Source organism: Paenibacillus sp. FSL H8-0282 (assembly GCF_037963825.1).
Classification (GTDB): domain Bacteria; phylum Bacillota; class Bacilli; order Paenibacillales; family Paenibacillaceae; genus Paenibacillus_AQ; species Paenibacillus_AQ odorifer.
Genome location: NZ_CP150146.1, coordinates 216739 through 236063, shown reverse-complemented (window position 1 = coordinate 236063; position 19325 = coordinate 216739). Strand labels below are relative to the sequence as shown.

The 19325-nt window shown below is 43.1% G+C and carries 15 protein-coding genes; 8 read left to right on the top strand and 7 right to left on the bottom strand.

Annotated elements, in window-relative coordinates; all coding sequences use genetic code 11:
• Window position 1: 1 nt before the first annotated feature.
• The 3 genes from NST94_RS01105 to NST94_RS01095 form a co-directional block, all read right to left on the bottom strand.
• On the bottom strand, window positions 2–2383 hold the full coding sequence (locus tag NST94_RS01105; RefSeq protein WP_175618986.1) for a phosphoketolase family protein: 2382 nt from the start codon (window positions 2381–2383) through the stop codon (window positions 2–4).
• Window positions 2384–2675: 292 nt separating this feature from the next.
• Window positions 2676–3398 (bottom strand): GntR family transcriptional regulator, encoded by a 723-nt coding sequence (locus NST94_RS01100; RefSeq protein ID WP_076126926.1) that lies wholly within the window; start codon window positions 3396–3398, stop codon window positions 2676–2678.
• 87 nt (window positions 3399–3485) lie between these two features.
• Window positions 3486–3674 carry a hypothetical protein gene (locus tag NST94_RS01095; protein ID WP_036687195.1) on the bottom strand — a complete coding sequence of 63 codons (189 nt, stop codon included), beginning with the start codon at window positions 3672–3674 and terminating at the stop codon, window positions 3486–3488.
• Window positions 3675–3985: 311 nt separating this feature from the next.
• On the opposite strand from NST94_RS01095, the gene guaD reads away from it, so the two are divergent.
• From guaD to NST94_RS01070, 5 genes are all read left to right on the top strand, one after another.
• Window positions 3986–5350, top strand: a complete 1365-nt coding sequence (guaD, locus tag NST94_RS01090; protein ID WP_076135315.1) for a guanine deaminase — start codon at window positions 3986–3988, stop codon at window positions 5348–5350.
• A gap of 38 nt (window positions 5351–5388) precedes the next feature.
• On the top strand, window positions 5389–6741 hold the full coding sequence (locus tag NST94_RS01085) for a solute carrier family 23 protein (protein ID WP_076303209.1): 1353 nt from the start codon (window positions 5389–5391) through the stop codon (window positions 6739–6741).
• A gap of 328 nt (window positions 6742–7069) precedes the next feature.
• Window positions 7070–7390 carry a metalloregulator ArsR/SmtB family transcription factor gene (locus tag NST94_RS01080; RefSeq protein WP_076126921.1) on the top strand — a complete coding sequence of 107 codons (321 nt, stop codon included), beginning with the start codon at window positions 7070–7072 and terminating at the stop codon, window positions 7388–7390.
• 94 nt (window positions 7391–7484) lie between these two features.
• Window positions 7485–8564, top strand: a complete 1080-nt coding sequence (locus NST94_RS01075; RefSeq protein WP_339281552.1) for a saccharopine dehydrogenase — start codon at window positions 7485–7487, stop codon at window positions 8562–8564.
• Window positions 8565–8833: 269 nt separating this feature from the next.
• On the top strand, window positions 8834–9985 hold the full coding sequence (locus NST94_RS01070; protein WP_339282116.1) for a glycosyltransferase: 1152 nt from the start codon (window positions 8834–8836) through the stop codon (window positions 9983–9985).
• Window positions 9986–10033: 48 nt separating this feature from the next.
• Here NST94_RS01070 and NST94_RS01065 read toward each other — a convergent pair whose 3' ends face one another.
• Window positions 10034–10375 carry a nitrous oxide-stimulated promoter family protein gene (locus NST94_RS01065; RefSeq protein ID WP_076126918.1) on the bottom strand — a complete coding sequence of 114 codons (342 nt, stop codon included), beginning with the start codon at window positions 10373–10375 and terminating at the stop codon, window positions 10034–10036.
• Between the two features lie 205 nt (window positions 10376–10580).
• Between NST94_RS01065 and NST94_RS01060 the strand changes: the two genes are divergently transcribed.
• From NST94_RS01060 to NST94_RS01050, 3 genes are all read left to right on the top strand, one after another.
• On the top strand, window positions 10581–11063 hold the full coding sequence (locus NST94_RS01060; protein ID WP_036687188.1) for a sigma-70 family RNA polymerase sigma factor: 483 nt from the start codon (window positions 10581–10583) through the stop codon (window positions 11061–11063).
• Entirely contained in the window at window positions 11060–11668 is a 609-nt protein-coding gene (locus tag NST94_RS01055; protein WP_076126916.1) for a zf-HC2 domain-containing protein, read from the top strand. The genes NST94_RS01060 and NST94_RS01055 overlap by 4 nt, the downstream gene beginning before the upstream one ends.
• A gap of 215 nt (window positions 11669–11883) precedes the next feature.
• Window positions 11884–14265, top strand: a complete 2382-nt coding sequence (locus NST94_RS01050) for a N,N'-diacetylchitobiose phosphorylase (protein ID WP_076282636.1) — start codon at window positions 11884–11886, stop codon at window positions 14263–14265.
• A gap of 214 nt (window positions 14266–14479) precedes the next feature.
• On the opposite strand, the gene NST94_RS01045 is transcribed toward NST94_RS01050, so the two are convergent.
• The 3 genes from NST94_RS01045 to NST94_RS01035 are packed head-to-tail and all read right to left on the bottom strand — an operon-like array spanning window position 14480 to window position 19151.
• Window positions 14480–17065: a metallophosphoesterase gene (locus NST94_RS01045; protein WP_339281550.1), complete on the bottom strand. Its 2586-nt coding sequence runs from the start codon at window positions 17063–17065 to the stop codon at window positions 14480–14482.
• A 3-nt stretch (window positions 17066–17068) separates the two neighbouring features.
• Window positions 17069–18334, bottom strand: a complete 1266-nt coding sequence (locus NST94_RS01040) for a class I SAM-dependent methyltransferase (RefSeq protein WP_339281549.1) — start codon at window positions 18332–18334, stop codon at window positions 17069–17071.
• Between the two features lie 25 nt (window positions 18335–18359).
• A complete protein-coding gene (locus NST94_RS01035) occupies window positions 18360–19151 on the bottom strand; it encodes a nucleotidyltransferase domain-containing protein (RefSeq protein ID WP_076305136.1) in 792 nt (263 codons plus the stop codon).
• Window positions 19152–19325 lie beyond the last annotated feature (174 nt).

Below are 19325 nucleotides of genomic sequence, written 5' to 3'. Positions count from 1 at the left end.
CTTATTTCAAAGCTTTCCATACCCAGTTCTCTACTTCTGGCAAATCAATACCCTCTTCACGAATGAATTGGTGATGTTTCTTAACGATAGCATCCATTTCATCTGCGATCGCTTTATAGTCGTTAGCATTAGGCAAGCTCAGAACAGCTTCCTTCGCCAAGTCAAAGCGGTCCATTTGATTCAATACGCGCATATCGAATGGTGTTGTGATATCGCCATTCTCGCGGTATCCATGTACGTGCAGGTTATGGTTATGGCGATCAAAGAACAAGTCTTTAATCAGACCTTCATATCCATGGAAAGCGAAGATAACTGGTTTATCTTTTGTGAAAAATTGATCAAACTCTTCGTCAGATAAGCCACGCGGATCTAATTTTTGACTTCTCAGTTTCAACAAGTCTACCACGTTGATATATCTAATTTTAAGGTTCGGCAGTTTTTCATGCAGGATAGAGATGGCAGCCAAGCTTTCGATAGTTGGTTCTGTACCTGCAGAAGCAAAGACAACATCAGGCTCTCCACCTTGATCGGTGCTTGCCCAGTCAATAATCTTCAGTCCTTTATCCACCAGCTCTTGTGCTTCATCCGCACTGAACCATTGTGGACGAGGATGTTTGGAAGAAACAATCAAGTTAATTTTTTGACGGTCATTTAAGACGGTGTCAAAGACAGCCAGCAAGGAGTTGGCATCAGCCGGCAAATACTCACGGATAAATTCTGGTTTTTTATCAGCCAAGTGACCTAGCAAACCTGGATCTTGGTGAGTGTAACCATTGTGGTCTTGCTGGAATACAGTTGAAGTTGCTACCACATTCAATGATGGAATATCCGCACGCCAGCTTTGATCTGTTGCTTTACGCAGCCATTTGAAATGCTGAGTAATCATCGAATCCACGACACGCAAGAAAGCTTCATAGCTTGCAAAGAAACCATGGCGACCTGTCAATACGTAACCTTCAAGCAAACCTTCTGCCTGATGTTCAGACAATTGGGAATCGATAACACGGCCATAAGAAGCTAGGAATTCGTCATTCGGCTCAATCACTTGATCCAACCATTGACGTTTCGTCACTTCAAAGACAGGTCCCAGACGATTGGACATTGTTTCATCCGGTCCGAAAATTCTGAAATTGCGGTTCTCTTCGTTCAGAGAGATAACATCTTTCATGTATTTACCCAGAACGGCCATATCTTGTGCTATTACTTCACCTGGTTTGGAATTATCAAGTGCGAACTTACGGAAATTCGGTAAGTTTAGATCTTTAATTTGGTTGCCAGCATTAGTAACTGGGTTCATTCCCATACGTCTGTCGCCAGTTGGCAGAATCTCAGCAAGTTCAGCGTTCAGACGACCATTGTCATCAAATAATTCTTCTGGTCTATAGCTGTTCATCCACTCCAATAACGCCGGAGCATGCTTCATATTTTTTTGATCCACTGGAATCGGCACCTGATGGGCACGGAAAGAGTTCTCATTCGGAACACCATCCCATTGCTTTGGACCCGTCCAGCCCTTAGGAGAACGGAAGACCAACATTGGCCAAACCGGACGCGTCAGGTCATTGTTGTCACGTGCATTCTTTTGAATCGCTTCAATTCTTTCAACGATGGTATCAAGCACCTTAGCCATTTCCGGATGCATTAGATCAGGATTTTCGCCTTCAACGAAGAACGGCTCCCAACCCATACCTTTAAAGTATGCAGTAATTTCTTCTTTGGATTGACGAGACAGAATCGTTGGGTTACTGATTTTGAAACCATTTAAGTGCAAGATCGGCAGAACTGCACCATCAGTAACTGGATTGATGAACCGGTTGGAGAACCATGAAGCCGCTAATGGGCCAGTTTCAGCCTCTCCATCACCAATAACAACAGCGGAGATTAAATCTGGATTATCCAGAATTGCACCTACACCATGGGATAGAGAATAACCTAATTCGCCACCTTCGTGGATCGATCCAGGTGTTTCAGGGGCAGCATGGGAAGCAACTCCACCTGGGAAAGAGAATTGTTTGAACAATTTCTTCAGGCCTGGGATATCTTGTGTGATTTCCGGATAAATTTCAGTATAGCTACCATCGAGATAGGAGTTCGAAACCATAACCTGACCGCCATGACCAGGGCCCTCGATGTAGAACATATTCAAATCATATTTAGTAATGACCCGATTCAAATGGGCATAAATAAAGTTCTGGCCTGGAATAGTTCCCCAGTGTCCAATGGGCTTAATCTTTACGTCTGCTTCTTTCAGCGGTTCTCTTAACAACGGATTATCTTTCAAATACAGTTGACCTACAGAGATGTAGTTAGTTGCGCGCCAGTATGCATCAAGCTTCTCTAAATAAGTTTTTGATGAGTAATCAACATCCATGGATAATACCATTTCTTCCACTCCCCAAAATTTTTTCTGTGTCTACATTGCCGTAATTTCTTCCACAAGTACATCATACCGCCGCGAAAAATTAATTCAACCTTTTCAACAAATGATACGGTCCAATTTTGTGAAAATATGAACATAGTATGAAATACAGTGTCAATTGTCTGTAAAAATACGTCAATATTAATATATATGTAAAAATATGGACTGAAGTTTGCGGGGGTATTTGCTCCTTATCCTTCATCTATTTTGCGCAAAACAAAAAAAATAAGACCGAGAAAAATTCCCCAGTCTTACTTTAATGAACGGACACAAAGGTATTAAATTTTAAGTATTTATAGTGGAAGCGCATATGGGAGAATTCAAATGGCGTGCCATTATCTAAAAAGAAAATCCCTTCCATAATGCTTACTGGCTCATTTGCCTGCAAATGCAGCAGCTCTTGATCCGTAGCCTCAGAGGGTTCTGCGGATATCGATAAAAAGGATTTGGTTACCGCCAGATTTCGTGAATCCTCCAAATAATTAAAGATAGATCCTTCAATAATGGTCTGATTTAAATTCTGCACGATTTTGATTGGGATATAACCCGTTTCAATCATAAAGGGTTCATCATCAAAAAGACGTAAGCGAATGATTTTGTAAACAAAATCATGAGGGCCTAAAAACAGATCCCGCTGTAGTTCTTCCGTTGGTGGAATGACCTCAAATTTCAAAACTTTAATCTTTGGCTTCTTCCCATTCATTTGAAAATTGTCGGTGACACCTAAATTAGAGCCTTCGTAGTTAAAAATAGATTCATTTTTTATGTATAAAGGATTTATAAATGTCCCTGAGCCACGCTTTTTAAAAATAATGCCGGCATTTGCCATTTTAGTCAGAGCACTTTTAATAGAACTACGACTCACTTGATAAGTTTCACTAAGCGTTCGTTCATCCGGTAATTTCATATCGGGAAACTGCCCAGCAAAAATTTTCATTTTTAAGTCATCAATAATTTGTTTGTAGACAAACTGTGTCATGAAGTACTCCTTTTCAGGTCGATACAAGTTTTATTTCAATCTTTACTATAACATAATAACCAGACGTTTATAATCTATCCGGCCAGCTTATTTACGTCGGCGATTTGTCATGCGATTGTACATCACTAAACCGGCAATGACCATGCCCAGCGTCCCCATACTACTTGCTGATTCAGCCTGCATACCAAACAAAATGCACAGGTTAGTGACCAAGCTTTTTGTAAGTACAGCAACAATAATTAACATCAACGGGCGCCAAATGTTGTATCTTCTCATCCAGGCAACACTCCTAATCCAATTTTCTCAAACTATTGATCGATTTCATCTATTATATCACAAGATAGTAACCGCATTCATTTCCTATAACCGTAAAGAAATCGAAGCCGATCAGCATTTTTTACTTCCCTCTATCTTTTTCTGTATTCTAGCCTAGCGAACGTGACGTCTATGCGTCATATTCGCTTTCAATTCCTCAGCTCCTCCTATCCGTCAATTACGCCTTTATTCGACTTTTGGTCTGGACTTATCCTTTTTCACGGATTATAATAACGAATGCACACCAAAAGACGAACATTAAGGCGGAAATCATGAGAAATTATATGCAAATATTCCTAGGCACTTCATTTTCTAGCCTATCCCCAAAAGAAATTCAAATTTTAAAGGATCATCTCTTCTGTATCAATTCGGATGGGATGATAGAAATGATCGTTGCACCGGAGCACCCCGACTATCAACCCTTGCTTGATGCTTATCAAGGTCAGGACAATTTTCATGTATTAGCCGAAGGCCAGTATTTTTTGCCCGGCTTTATCGATCTGCATGTCCACGCGCCACAATGGGCTCAATCTGGAACTGCATTAGATATCCCGCTCTATGATTGGCTAAATACTTATACCTTCCCACTGGAGTCTAAATTTTCGGACCTGGCTTTTGCAAAAAAAGTCTACGATGACGTGGTTGGTACTTTGCTCGCAAACGGAACCACTACAGCACTTTATTTTGCAACGGTGCATAAAGAGGCCAGTCTATTATTGGCTAAAATATGTGCGGAAAAAGGACAACGTGGACTCGTTGGAAAAGTGGTTATGGACGATCCGCAGGGAAATCCTGAGAATTACCGCGACTCCGACACCCACACCGCACTAGTGGATACGGAAGAATTTATACTAGCTGTACAAGAACTCGCTAAATCTACTAAACAAGGCGTTTATCCAGTAGTGACACCAAGGTTCATTCCAAGCTGCACTAATGAGGCTTTACAAGGCTTGGGAGAACTTGCCGCTAAATATGATACGTATGTGCAATCGCACTGCAGTGAAAGTGATTGGGCACATGGTTATGTGCAAGAACGGTTCCAGAAGAACGATGCTTTTGCCTTGCATGATTTTGGTCTGCTCAGTGATAAATCTGTCATGGCACATTGTAATTTTTTAGATGAAGATGATGTGAATTTGTTTGCAGAGACAGGAACAGCTATTGCGCATTGTCCGATATCCAACGCGTATTTTGCCAATAGTGTCATTCCGATCGCTGACTTCCATGCCAAAGGCGTTGAGATTGGTTTAGGCTCTGATATTTCCGGAGGTTTTTCACCTAGTCTCTTCGATAACATTAGACAAGCCGTAATGTCTTCAAGAATGCTGGAGGATGGTGTGAATCCCTCACTTTCTGCACAAAACCGCGGAGTACCGGGATCACGAATTACGATCCATGAATCCTTTTATCTTGCTACCGCTGGCGGCGGAGAAAGCTTAAGCTTACCTATCGGCCGGTTACTAGAAGGTTATGCATGGGATGTTCAAATAATCGATACGAAAGTACCCTCGGCGAAATTGCCCGTCTTTGATGAGAATGAAGATTTGCAAGATATTTTTCAAAAGATAATGTATCTGGCTAGACCTGAAAATATCCGTGAAGTCTGGGTACAGGGTGAAAAAGTTCATTCGCGTTAAAGGTTAATTAAACTAGAAAACTTAAGGTGGGCATCGGAGTGAAAACACAAGCAAACGTACAAGAGCAAGCACATTTGGAATCACAGCTACTAACTGTCCTACCCGATGAAAAAGTTTCATTTAGTAAATCCGTCATTCTCGGCTTTCAACATGTATTGGCTATGGATGTCTATGTAGTGCCATTCCTTATTGCGATGTTAATCGGCTTACAGCCCAATCAGTCCAGCGCGTTAATCCAATCCACCTTTATTGCCGCAGGACTTGCAACGATTGTGCAAACCTATTTCTGTATGAAGCTGCCTATCGCTCAAGGTCCTTCTTATGTTCCGCTGGGTGCGATCGTCAGTATTTATGCAACTAGTGGTGGCGGAGAGCTCGGTTGGAGCTCCGTGTTAGGTGCCAGCTTAATCGGGGCCATCCTGGTTATTATTTTGGGTTATGCGGGGATTTTTAATAAAATCGTTAAAAACTTTATTCCGCCTATCGTAGGTGGCACAATCATTTTCATTGTAGGTCTATCTTTATTGCCTGTTGCGATCAGAGATAATATCTACGGAGCCTCCGGGGCTTCAATTAATCAAAATGTATTATTAGCCCTTATTTCAGGTGCTACACTGCTTATTTTTGTGGTTCTCGGTACTTTGTTCCGTAATAAAGGATCTGTCTTCCGAATTCTTTCCGTAATGATGGCGTTAGTAGTCGGATGTATTTCCGCTAATATTATGGGCGTTTTAGATTTCTCAGCGATAAGTAGTGCCAAGTGGTTTAGCATGCCGCGGATCGCTTTTGTCGATTTCGGCTTTTCCTTCAATTTTTCAGCTATTATCACCATGGTTATTATTTATATCGTGCTGCTGGCTGAAACAACAGGCACCTGGTTTGCGGTCAGCAATGTAATCAATAAACCTTTGACAGACAAAAATATTAACCGCGGCGTAATTGGAGAAGGAATTGGCTGTCTTATTGCTTCTGTGCTCGGTTCGACTCCTGTTACAGGTTATTCAACTAATGCAGGGATCATCTCCATTACAGGTGTTGCCAGCCGCCGGGTTTTTCTCGCTGTAGGAGGATGGTTTGTCCTCTTTGGTTGTTCCGGTAAACTCGCCGCTTTGATCTCTTCCATTCCATCCGCTGTAATCGGCGGCGTCTTCGCCATCATCTGCGGCATCATCGCAATTAATGGTGTGCAAGTAATGAAGAATGTAACCATCGGCGAAAAAGAAATGTACATTATTGCCTTACCTATGATCATCACCTTGGCGTTGGTACTCATTCCTGGTGACTACTTGAACTCTTTACCTACATTCGTGCAGTATTTATTAGGCTCACCTATCCTAGCTGCTTCATTGGCAGCAATCTTATTGAATAAATTATTACCTAGTGGAAAATAGAACATAAAAAGGAGCAGCCTCTTATTGATCCTTTTTTATCCCCGCGAATAAGCCGAGCTTTGTATGCTACCTTCTGGAATTCCTTAAACAAAAGACACCCATCGAGGTGTCTTTTGTTTAAGGACATGATTATTTTTTACTTGAGTTCATCCATAAAACCGCCTTACCATATGACCTCACAATTTTAATACAAATATCCATATGTCCCTTGATTATATTTAATAAACTAGGATTCCTCCAAAATAACGGAGATTATCAACGCATTGAATTATTCCCTGAAATATATTATGATACGTTTAAACAATTAAACATTATAACGGAGGGAGTTATGAACGAATCTAATAGTAATCAGAAGGCGATTCATATTTTCGAGAATTTAAGCCCCTATTTCCAAGGCTTGGGAGATCCTATACGTCAGCAAATCATTGCATTGCTGATCGACAAAGAGAGTATGAATGTGAGCCAAATTGCAGAGCATATCCCCATGTCCCGGCCTACAGTCTCTCATCATCTGAAAATATTACGGCAAGCAGGGCTGCTTAAGGTTCAGAAGAAGGGCACGGAAATGTTCTACAGACTTGAGTTTGACGAAGCGATAGCGCTTATGAAACAACTTGTCCATTTCGTCGAAGAGGAATGCCAGTGCTAATGCCATTAACCTGACTAGCACTTGTCATTCCTATTTTTTTAAGCGATATGTTAAATAACTTAAACATATAAACATTTAAACGGAGGTTGCAGATATGCATAGGAAAAAGGTACTTATTGTAGGAGGATACGGTGCCGTCGGCAGACAAATTGCTCAAATATTACACGATCGACATCCCGATCTCGAGATTATATTGGGAGGAAGGTCACCGCAAAAAGCAGCACCTTTTGAGTCCACACGGGTACAAACAGTCGTAGTTGATAATAATGCGGATGATCCACTGCTTTATGCAGGCGATAATGTATCGCTAATCATCAATTCCGTCAACGATCTGCAGGATCGGCTACTTATGTCTGCAGTTAGAAGAAAACTCCCACTGATCGATCTTACTCGCTGGACAGAGATATTCCAACAATCAATCACAAAGTTAGAAAAAGCAGACCTCTATGCTCCTATCGTGCTTTCTTCGGGATGGATGGCGGGAACTGCTTCGCTGTTCGCCATGCTGCACTCGGCCACGCTTCAAAACGTCGCCGTTGATATTCACGCGTTGTACTCTCTACGTGACAAAGCAGGACCCGACTCCGCGGCGTACATGGATCGTATGACCATTCCATTCCATATTACAGAACGGGGGGGAAAACGTCTTGTATTTCCAATGACTGACCCCATCAAAGTCCAATTTCCAGATGGATATACAGCAAAATGCTATCGGCTTGACACCCCAGATCATGTCACCTTGCCAACAGCTGAGAATATCGACTCCGCCAGCTTCCGCATCTCCTTCGACAGCAAAGCCTCCACCTCCATCCTTGTCGGACTAGTTAACAGCGGAATATGGAAGATGATCAGCGGGGACCGATTCCGTTCGCTTAGACGAAGACTGCTCTACAACCCTGGTACTGGCAGCGCACATCATATCCTTATTCATCTAAAGGGCCTGGCTCATAATGGGCACTGGGTTGAACGGACAATAGCGATTTCTGACCCGCTTGGTCAGACTCATCTTACCGCTTTGGGAGCTGCTGTCCAAGCAGAAAAGCTATTGCGGATATCAAAGGAAGAACCATTGGTCCCAGGCATTTATTATCCAGAAGATCTACCTGATGAACGGATGGACATCTCTGAAATCACCAACTTTTTTAAACAATATGGGGTTCTTATATCTCACTAATAGCACTTCACATATACCGAGCATTCTGTCTACTACAATTAAGTGCACAGACAGTAAAGAACCCGCTAATATAGCGGGTTCTTTACAATAGAGATGAGACGGAGCTAGGTAAGTTCACAAAAATATAAAATCTTTGATTCGTGCTAAACCCTGTCCCCTGCCTATTTCCACCCTTAAAGGCGTTTGACTAGACCAGGCTAAAGTCCCTGAATATATTGTTATTATTTATCCTATTCAAGGACTTTTATTAAATGGTGGGGGTGATCATTCTGGCTATCCGTTACAGCATCATAATTCCAACCTATAACCGACTTCAGCAGCTGCTACTTACACTCACTTCATTCGAGACACAGACCTATCCGAAGGATCGGTTCGAGGTGATCGTCGCAGATGACGGTTCTACAGATGGTACTAAGGAAATGGTCGAAAGCTTTCAAACTTCTTATCCGCTTATTTATGTCGCTCAGCAGGAACAACGCGGCCGTTCTGCCGTAAGAAATCTGGGGCTGAGTCAGGCAAAAGGGAAATACGTCATCTTCTGCGATGCTGATTTTCTGGTATTCCCTGAATTCATTAGGATCGTAAACCAGTATCACCGTAAATATCCTAAGTCGATAATTTCAGGTATTCCACACTCATGGGATGACGCTTATACCCACTACTACCCAGACTTTTCTCCTGAAGAAAAAGAACATTGCCGCAATACACTTTCGCCTTCTAACTTATGGAATCCTGACTTCGAATCAGCGACTGAAATTATCCCAATAATCACACCCAATGATATCCTTCAGCAGACGGAGACGTTATCAAAAGTCACCTTTGCCTCAAGAGTTCCTCCAAATACTAAAAAGCAATTTGCCAGCACAGATGTAGCCCCTTGGATGTTACTCGTCACACGTTGTGTGTCCATAAGACGCAGCCAATTAACACGGGCTGGAGGTTTTAATGAACAGTTTATCCTCTATGGACTCGAAGATTGGGATCTTGGGTATCGACTGCATCGATTAAAAATCCCTTTTCACAGCATCAAAGAAGTTGTCGGCGTTCACCAAGAACATCCAACCCACTTCAGAGGAAATCTCATAAATATTGAGAATCTAAAAATCATGTTCAAAAGCTACGGGTTCAATGACTCTTCCCTAAATCTGTTCGCCCTTGTTCCTCCAAACGAAGACCTGGAGAAATACAAACATACTATACGGGTCTTGCGCAGAGGATACCGAACGAAGTCAACACGTTCATCAGCAATATTAATGAGAAGGACGTTACGGATTGCCGCCAAACAGCTCTATGAACCCAATGATACCGCCGTATACCAAGAGTCGTTAAGACGGATAAGTGTAAAAGTAAAGAGGAGAAAAAGCCGGGCTGCCCGTGTTTTGCGAGAGATTTTGGTGAAGGCTGAAAAGCTGGGAGAATAATACCTAAAAATACATTAAACCGGGCATCAAATGATGTCCGGTTTTTACTTATTTTCTCAATTTATTAGGTAGCGGAATATGCCTAATCGACTCAATGGGGTGATAGAGCAGCATCCACGGACCAGAAAAACGCATAACCCCTTTAATTCTTTGGCGATAATCCGGTTTGTAACAATGAACAGGACATTTGGCACAAGCTGTTTTCTCTTCACCAAACTTACAATAGGCTAACCTCTTCAGCGCATACTCGTTTAATTCCTGACATTCCTCACAAAAGCCTTTATGATGATGTTTTTTCTTACAATATATACGAATCATTTTGGTAACAAGCTCTTGTTCTTTTAGAATTTTAGGACCCTCATTTAACTGCCGGTTTACCTTTGTTATCATATATGAACCCCCTTGTAACTTGTACAATAAGATCTCATGTAATTATAAAGGGTAAACCAACTGTGAAACCAGCCTTAACGCTAAACCTCCTTAATTCCCTCACATACCGGGGTTGAAAGCGATTATTTTATAAATCAAATTTATTTTTAAAAAACTTGTAACGTTTATAGCTTTTTACGGATATATAACTTGAGGAGGTGAATGGATGCAGGACAACGAGCAATTATACAGGGAATATTCAACCCAAGTATATAAATTCGTATTTAGCTTTTGTCATAATCACTTGCTGGCAGAAGAAATCACCCAAGAAACTTTTTATAGAGCTATAAAATCGATAGACAAATACGATGGGACCTGCAAAGTATACGTATGGCTTTGTCAAATTGCTAAACATGTGTGGTATCAGGAGCTGGACAAGCAGCGCAAGCGGAAGTCTGAGGAATTAGAAGACGCTCCTTTGGCTAACGCAAATTCAACAGAATCCCAGTTCATTTTTGCTCAGGACAAAATGGATTTATTTAAACAACTTCATTTACTTGATCCAAACACCAAAGAAGTATTATATCTGCGTTTGACCGGAGAATTCAGTTTTCGGGAAATTGGCGAAATTCTTGGCAGAGATGAGACCTGGGCAAGAGTTACCTTTTACCGTGGAAAACAAAAATTAATGAAAGGAAGATCTTCATGAAATGCGAGATCATTCAGGATTTATTACCTTCCTATATTGAAAAGCTAACCTCTGTACATAGTAACGAAGAAATCGAAAAACACCTGCAATCCTGTGAAAGCTGCCTTCAATCCTATAATGAAATGACCGCCACAGCAAATCTAAGTGTGCCTATTATTGATAAAGAGGAAGTTAACAAACTCAATTATTTTAAAAAAGTGAAAAAAAAGAATATAAAAACTCTCATTTTTTCCGTCTTATCGGTACTCATACTGGCTACAGCCCTTATTGGACTTTTTGTTATCGGTTTCCCTGTATCCTCTAAAGATGTAGTCATAGATTATCAGAAAACAAAGGATCGTTTGGAAGTTCATCTAACTTTGGAAAATGGCAAGGACCTCGTGTTCTCAGGAAAAACCAAATTTATCCGCGATGAGAATAATAATGTAATCGGTTCTGAAACTAGGTATACGCCTAGAGGTTTACTTCATAATCCCTTTGATGATGTAGGCAAAAAAGTTATGTTGGGGACGGAGATTCATACTGATCTAGATTTTCCAAACAAGTTTATTCTTGAATTCAAAGATAAAACTATGACGTTTGTTAATGGTGTTTTAGTGGAGTAGACATTGCCGCTAAAATAAATAAAGACACCTTTTAAGGTGTCTTTCGCTTTACACCCTACTAAAAAAGTTAGCATTTTTGTTCGTTTTTTCGCTAAAATATAGGGTTATCGATTTTCTAAAAGTATCTTATAATAAAATTACACATGGATATTTCACCTCTTTGTGAACGCGCGTTTATAGATCGGCCCATTAACCACTTAATAGGAGGAATGGTCATGCAATATGGTTATTTTGATGGAAAAAACAAGGAATACCTCATTACCAAGCCGAATACGCCTGCCCCTTGGGCGAATTACCTCGGCTCGCCGGAATACGGTGCAATCATCTCAGGTAACGCAGGCGGCTATAGCTTTGTAAAGTCTGGCGCAAATGGGCGGCATATCCGCTACCACTTCAACTCTAAGGACGAGCCCGGACGCTATATTTACGTGAGAGATTTGGAGAACGGGGATTATTGGTCCGGCTCTTGGCAGCCAGTGGGTAAAGATCTGGAGCAATATAAGTCGGTATGCCATCATGGAACCGGATACACGAACATTGTCTCGGACTACGATAACATCCATACAGAATCATTATATTATGTACCACTGAACAAAACCTATGAGGTGTGGCGCATGAAGGTGCGCAATGATGGCTCCAAAGCACGCAAGCTGGCTCTCTTCGGATTTGTTGAATTAACCAACAATAACAACTATGAGCAGGATACCGTCAACCTTCAGTACACTCTGTTTATTTCACGGACCTACTATAAAAATAATATGATCCTTCAAGTCATCAATGAAAACACCCCCGAAGAACAAACCTGGAGATTCTTCGGGGCTGCAGGTGCAGAAGTTACCGCTTATGACGGTGACCGGGATACGTTCCTAGGCGATTACCGCAGTTATGGCAATCCGGCCTCTGTTGAGAACGGCCAATGCTCCAATTCATTAAACTACAATACTAACTCCTGCGGGGCCCTGCAGATTAACGTAGATTTACAGCCGGGAGAAGAGAAAGAAATCGTATTTCTACTGGGACAGTATGATGAGAAAGGCGCTTCCGAGATTCTCAGCCATTATAAGGACTTGTCCGTGGTAAATAAAGAACTCGAAGAGTTAAAAGCATTCTGGCACAGCAAGCTTAACCGCTTCCAGGTCCAGACACCAAGCGATAACCTGAACAACATGATCAACACTTGGAATGCATATCAATGCTTTATCACTTTCATCTGGTCACGTGCAGCCTCCTTCCAATACTCCGGTCTTCGTAATGGACTCGGATATCGGGATACCGTGCAGGATATTCAAGGCATCATTCATCTGGATCATGAGATGGCCCTTGAACGTCTAAGACTGATGATATCCGCCCAGGTTTCCAACGGCGGTGGACTTCCGTTGGTGAAATTTGACCACAACCCTGGACATGAGGGCACACCGGATGATCCAGAATACGTGCGGGAAACCGGTCACCCCCATTATCGGGCTGATGACGCTTTATGGCTGTTCCCCACCGTCATTAAATACTTGAATGAAAGTGGCAACTGGGATTTCACAGATGAAATAATCCCTTATTCGGATAAAGGCGAGGGCACAGTGTACGAGCATTTGCGCCAGGCACTTCAGTTCAGTCTGGATCGTATGGGCGCACACGGCATGCCGGTTGGGCTTCATGCCGACTGGAACGATTGCCTACGGCTTGGAGCCAAGGGTGAGTCGTTGTTCGTCGCATTCCAGTTGTATATGGCATTCAAGGTATTCATGGAAATCGCACAAAATAAGAACAAGCCTGAAGATATTCAATGGGCGCAGGGCCTGCTTGATGAGCTGGACGATAACATTCAAAAACACGCTTGGGAGAACGATCAATTCGTCCGCGGATTTACCGAAGACAACTATACCATCGGCTCCTGGGAAAATGATGAAGCCAAGATCTGGCTCAATCCGCAAAGCTGGGCCGTATTAAGCGGTGCAGCCCGCCCGGATCAGGCGAAGCTCGCCATGGACAAAGTGTATGAGAATCTGCGGACCGATTACGGCACTATGTTATTCTACCCTCCGTTCCGTGAATACGGTTTGCCAGTAGCGTTGATGGCTCTTTTCAACGCCTCAACTAAGGAAAACGGCGGCATCTTCAGCCAGCCGCAGGGATGGCTCATTCTGGCGGAAACCATGATCGGCAACGGTGGGCGCGCGTTCGAATACTTCCTGAATTGCAGTCCGGCCAGCATGAACGATAAGGCTGAAATCCGTAAACTCGAGCCTTATGTACATGGCCAGTTTGTCGAGTCCAAGGACAGCCCATATCAAGGCCGGGCGCATGTCCACTGGCTGACCGGCACCGCTTCAACCGTGATGGTCTCCTTGGTGGAAGGCATTATGGGGGTTCAACCGCAATTTGATGGCCTTCGCCTCAACCCGTGTGTTCCTTCCGACTGGACAGACTTTTCCATGGTCCGGGAATTCCGTGGGAAGAAGCTGAACATCCAGGTGGAGAACAAGAAGGGTGTACAAAAAGGGGTTACCCATATCGTTATTAACGGTGAAGAAATTCAAGGCAACCTGATCCCGGTGGCCAAAATGGCGCCAGAAAACAACGTGCTCGTTATTATGGGTTAAGGCGTATTTATGAGGAATAGATAGGAGGACGGACCCGATAAGGTGCGTCCTCCTGTTTTTACAATTAGAACGAGGCTTGTACACTTGCCTTCCGGCTCTATGACCGCGATTGAGCTGGATACAATTGACGAAAAAAAGACTGCCGGGACCTTCCCGACAGCCTGAACTCATTCTCATAATTGGCAAACCAAGTTTCTTCGCCTGTAACAATCCTCTACAACCTCGGGTCGATCTCTTTCTCTTTCGTTACCTCGAATAACAGGTTTGCTGCAATTTGCTTGTAGTCCTCGTTGTCAGACGAGATCTCATCCAGCTTCACTTCTAGCATTTGTCTGCCCAGCCGGTGTTCGATTAAGGACGTCCGAAGCTTAGGAGCGATATTCTTCTGTTTCATCAGCTTGGCATACTTATGTGGAAACTTGTAGTCGTACCCGTAGATGATCGACAGGTAGCCCGGATTGCGGACCTTCATGTATGGGACTACCCCCTGCTGTTCTTGCTCCGGTTTGATTACAATTCCCTCCATATGTTTCTCTACCGTTATCTTTGCGAAATACTCCTCTGCTCTGATGTAGGCATCAGGCTCTTTTAAGTCCAAAACCAGAGATTCATCATCATTTAAGAACCTGTATAATTCGGAGGTTTTACCGTCAGGTACCCGTTCAGCACCATTCTCCAGTACTTCCTTCAGGATTGCAAAAGGTTTGTACGCTAATTCTGCATCACCCGCATACAACTCCAGTTGCTGCTTGTATACTCTGTAAGCTTCCTCACGCTGGTCAAGATCTACATACGATTCTCTTATGTCACGGACATACTTAAAAGTCTGGTAAACATGAGGCCCATAGTTGTTGTTAAGCGCCTCTTTCGACATATGGTGCTGGTCTTGTTCAAACCCGCTTGCTTCAAAATCCTGTATCAGTTTACCCAGTGACTCCTCAAATCCATATTGTCTTAAGAAATCCAGCTCTGTCTCCAGCGCCTTGCTAATCGGCCGGAACTGACGCTCAATTAACCCATCCCCCAGCGCTTTCCAAGGCAGCAGCTCGCCATCCAGTAAAAGCACACGGATCCCCTGCTCAGCCATATAGGTTCCGAATCTATGCAGCAGTTGTTCGTAGATAGGCGTCAGATCGACCGCCTTAACCTTGTAGCCGTTCCGGCTAATTGCGTAACACTGCTCTATATCCCGGTAAAGGTACACACTACAGCGTGATCCCATATATTTAGGTTGCAGGACGACTTCAGATATACGACGCTCGGCAAAATAATCCAACCCTTTTCGCAGAGACTCAAGCTCACCGGCAGCCATATCCTTATCCGCAGGTGACATCGTCCCGGAGATGAAGTTGACCCGGTTCTGCGAGGAATACTGCAGTCTGCGCACAGACTCGTAATCAAGCTCTAACAAGGATACGGTTTGCTGTTCCCGGAACAGGATAGGTAGCTCTTCGTGCACCGTAGTCACATGCGATTTTTGACTTTTATAGAAAGGTTTAAACGACATGCGAACAGAAGTTAGTTCATTACCCTGCGCACTCCCTGTGTCGAGGTGGAGTTTGTTTTTGATCCGAAAAGTCTGCTTGGCTGCAATATGTCCGAAGAGATGAAAGGGGTGATTACTCACAGCCTCTTGCTTTAGGAAATCAAGCTGTTCCTCAAAGGAAACCTCACGATCCAGCCGAAAGTTACGCTGATGGCGTAGTGAATTCGTATCCAGCTTACCAATGTACTTATTACGGCAAGGAGCATGAGTAACATAAAAAGAAGGACCTTGCATACCTATATAGCGGTAAAAGGGCTGAGATTGCTCCACTAAAGCCGAAAATTTACTAAAAAGCGCGGTATCCTCCTTAAGCACTTGGGTGGAATCAAAGTACGTTCTTAGCAGTTCCGGATCGGTTCCTTGAATCTCACCCTTTACGTACTTGTATACAAAGTTCTCGTGATTGCCCATAACAAATAGGAAATGCTCGCGGTTATCAAATAAGAACTCAATCGTCTCCCGTGTCTTTTTGCCCTTATCAATCCAGTCACCAGCAAGAATGACTCGTGTGTTACTGAGCTTATCTGTTGCACTTAACTTACCTTCGTGCACCCTGTAGCCGTAATTACGTAATAGTCCCTGAAGCTCTTCGACGCACTCATGAACATCCCCAACCACAATATACTCTTGTGCTTGTAGAAGTACCGTAGATGCGTAAGTATCCCAATCCTGTATAATCACCCGGTAGTCCGGGTTAGGTATCCCTTCACCCTCGAGAATAAAATCTTTAGCACGCACTTTATGAATCTTGTTGTAACCTTCCCGTGACAGAACAGGCAGGACTTCTTTTCTCAGCCGGTTTAAATGATTGGAGATCAGCTTCTTCGAGCGCTCCGAGACGTAGTAATCCTCCCGTTTACGGTAATCAAACAGAATAACCTCCAGATTGTAATTATTTTGCCCGGCGATCTCACGGACTTTACTACGGTAATCTTCGGATAGCCCAATGGTATCCATCACCACAAACTCCGCATTAATTGGAAAAGAAGTGACTAGCTTCAATCTCTCAAACAATAATTGAAAGGTATGCGAACTGGCCTCCAGCATAACCTGATCATACTTATCATAGTCGTAGCCCAATATCTCCTGGCGGATACTATCCGAGGATAAGTACTGCACATTCGTACGTAACCCTTTAGAAGCATCCTCTAGTTTTAACTGCGGGATCAGAACTTCTTTAGCAAAAGTTGACTTCCCGCATTCCGTTGCTCCTACAAGCAGAAATATGGTGTGTACACGTGTTTGAATTTCCATTGCCTATTCCTCCTTTCTTAGCACAATAGCGCATTGCGTCGTACGGATCTCGCCAACCCGGTCACCAACCATCAAATATTCAACCTCGACTGCTAAACCTTGAACCGTATCCAAAACCCATTGCCCGAACGCTTCCTGTCCCATTTCCCACTTGTGATCTTCATGCCGGAATCCTTCCAGCTCATAGTAACGATTGAAATCAGCATTCGGTGTCGTCACAATAAGCTGTTGAAAATTCACATTACCGATTATTTGCTGAATAAGCTCTGCCGCTTCACCCTCACTCATGTGCTCTACAACTTCTGTTAGAATCACATCAACCTGCTCCCCATTGTACGACTCCAGAAAATGGTCCAGTGAGCCAAAGGTTGCGATGTTATCAATGTCCTTAGCTTTCGCTTTCCGATTCACAACCTCCAGCAACGCCTCGGCTATATCTACCGCATAATAGGTGCTCTCTATTTTTCCGGCAAACGGAATTGCATAGAAACCTTCTCCGCAGCCGATGTCCAGAATCGGCTTATTGAATGGAAGCACACTCGAAATAAAAGTACGCCGCTGCATCGCAGTACCGCCATACTCCAGCCCAATAGAATACTGGTCTGTTTGTTCGATGGAGGCTTTATATCGCTTGAACCGTTCCTTAGAGGTAAGGAAATTCCTTGCAAATAGACTTCTTATATAAAAAGGTGCATCAATGACGTTAAGGCTGCGGATATATTTATCCAAAATAGCATCCGAAATATCTATGTACTCATCCCCAAATATGGATAAGAACAAGGACAGCACACCAACAACATGTAAGAGGTGATACAAGCTTTTATGTGTGGTAATCGTCAGGGAATAGCTCTTATGTGCCTGATGCTGCAAGGAGAAGGTATATCCCTTTAAATGCTTTTGGAAAAATTCAATATAGTGTATCCGCTCAACCTGAACCATATTGATGAAAAAAGAATGCTCATATCCTTCCGCATCCCGTTCATCCTGGGATTTAAAGGGTGTAGAGAAAAACTCATTGACCGCATTAAGCGGAAATAGAGGTGTATTAAACCGGGAGACATTTAAATACTCAAAGCTCTCGCTTCCGTTCTGCTTGTAGGATATATCGTTATCTGCGTCCTTAAAATAAACGTTATAAGTTGCCTCATCAGAATACCATCCATAAGCCAATCCCTGACGAACCAGACGAAGCTGCATACCTGTCACTGGATTTTTTTTAATTAAAAAAGTGAATTTTGGATTCGTAGATTTCAGTTGTACAATAGCCACTACCATCTTCCTCCTATCAATCTTTCTATAGGGCCCGTCCCCATACTTCCTGTAAAGCTTCTCGAAATAGAGCATCCAGCTGATGATCTCTGTTGTTCTCCTTAGCATTCAAGGACGCCGCCACCTTATCCAACACTTGGAACTGTTCTTCTAAATAATCGTTAATCGCGGTTAGCTGCGGCTCGTAGTCTAGTTCCTCACCGGATTTTTTTCGTGCCAGCAATTGCTGAATCACCTGCCACAGCTCTTCATCCTGCGGAATAAGCCGATCTACCAGTACATCGAACTCCATCGGCGGCATCTCTCCATATCGTTGAGTCCATTCACAGGCTAGAACGGGACGAAGTACATAAAAGTACTTTTTGATCTTGACCTGTTCGCCTTGCAAATAATCACGGTAGTTCCCTCTTGCCATGTTTAAGTAATGGTACATACAAGACTTCGGCGAAAATGTGTACGGGGAGATGCTTCTAAGCTTCTCTGCTGTACTGTACTTTTCTGCATATTGAATGGGTGATTGCAGCCACTCCAGCAGCGGTGGATTAGACTTGCGAAATAAATTCAGTGCTTTCCGCAAATCCCAGCCATTGATATCAAGCATATTGTTAATAGGACGCTCGATCACATCCCGCTTATCAAAAATAGATAGATACCATTCTGGTTTATGCAGATAAATAAATCTCACATCATAATCGCTGTCCTGCGATGGGAATCCCCACGCCCGGCTACCTGATTCGCAGGCATACAATATTGTAACTTGCTCCTCCTGTTCAATCTGTTCCAGCTGCTCACGGATAAGCTTGTTTATAGGATCCATCTTCATCCCTCCAGATCGGTTACTTCCCTATTCTCTACCCTTGTTACTATTCGAACGCCTCATCAGAATTGCTTTGGCTTCATGGATCTATCTTCGCTCATCTTCCCTGTAACGAACAGGGCGGAAGTATGGCGGCGGCCAAAAACACTTCCATTTTATTCAACTCTGGTGCTT

What these genes read in the sequence shown, in the direction of transcription:
- NST94_RS01105 (WP_175618986.1), bottom strand. Translation starts at nt 2,383, where the DNA reads ATGGTATTATCCATGGATGTTGATTACTCATCAAAAACTTATTTAGAG.
- NST94_RS01100 (WP_076126926.1), bottom strand. Translation starts at nt 3,398, where the DNA reads ATGACACAGTTTGTCTACAAACAAATTATTGATGACTTAAAAATGAAA.
- NST94_RS01095 (WP_036687195.1), bottom strand. Translation starts at nt 3,674, where the DNA reads ATGAGAAGATACAACATTTGGCGCCCGTTGATGTTAATTATTGTTGCT.
- guaD (WP_076135315.1), top strand. Translation starts at nt 3,986, where the DNA reads ATGAGAAATTATATGCAAATATTCCTAGGCACTTCATTTTCTAGCCTA.
- NST94_RS01080 (WP_076126921.1), top strand. Translation starts at nt 7,070, where the DNA reads ATGAACGAATCTAATAGTAATCAGAAGGCGATTCATATTTTCGAGAAT.
- NST94_RS01075 (WP_339281552.1), top strand. Translation starts at nt 7,485, where the DNA reads ATGCATAGGAAAAAGGTACTTATTGTAGGAGGATACGGTGCCGTCGGC.
- NST94_RS01065 (WP_076126918.1), bottom strand. Translation starts at nt 10,375, where the DNA reads ATGATAACAAAGGTAAACCGGCAGTTAAATGAGGGTCCTAAAATTCTA.
- NST94_RS01060 (WP_036687188.1), top strand. Translation starts at nt 10,581, where the DNA reads ATGCAGGACAACGAGCAATTATACAGGGAATATTCAACCCAAGTATAT.
- NST94_RS01055 (WP_076126916.1), top strand. Translation starts at nt 11,060, where the DNA reads ATGAAATGCGAGATCATTCAGGATTTATTACCTTCCTATATTGAAAAG.
- NST94_RS01050 (WP_076282636.1), top strand. Translation starts at nt 11,884, where the DNA reads ATGCAATATGGTTATTTTGATGGAAAAAACAAGGAATACCTCATTACC.
- NST94_RS01045 (WP_339281550.1), bottom strand. Translation starts at nt 17,065, where the DNA reads ATGGAAATTCAAACACGTGTACACACCATATTTCTGCTTGTAGGAGCA.
- NST94_RS01035 (WP_076305136.1), bottom strand. Translation starts at nt 19,151, where the DNA reads ATGGATCCTATAAACAAGCTTATCCGTGAGCAGCTGGAACAGATTGAA.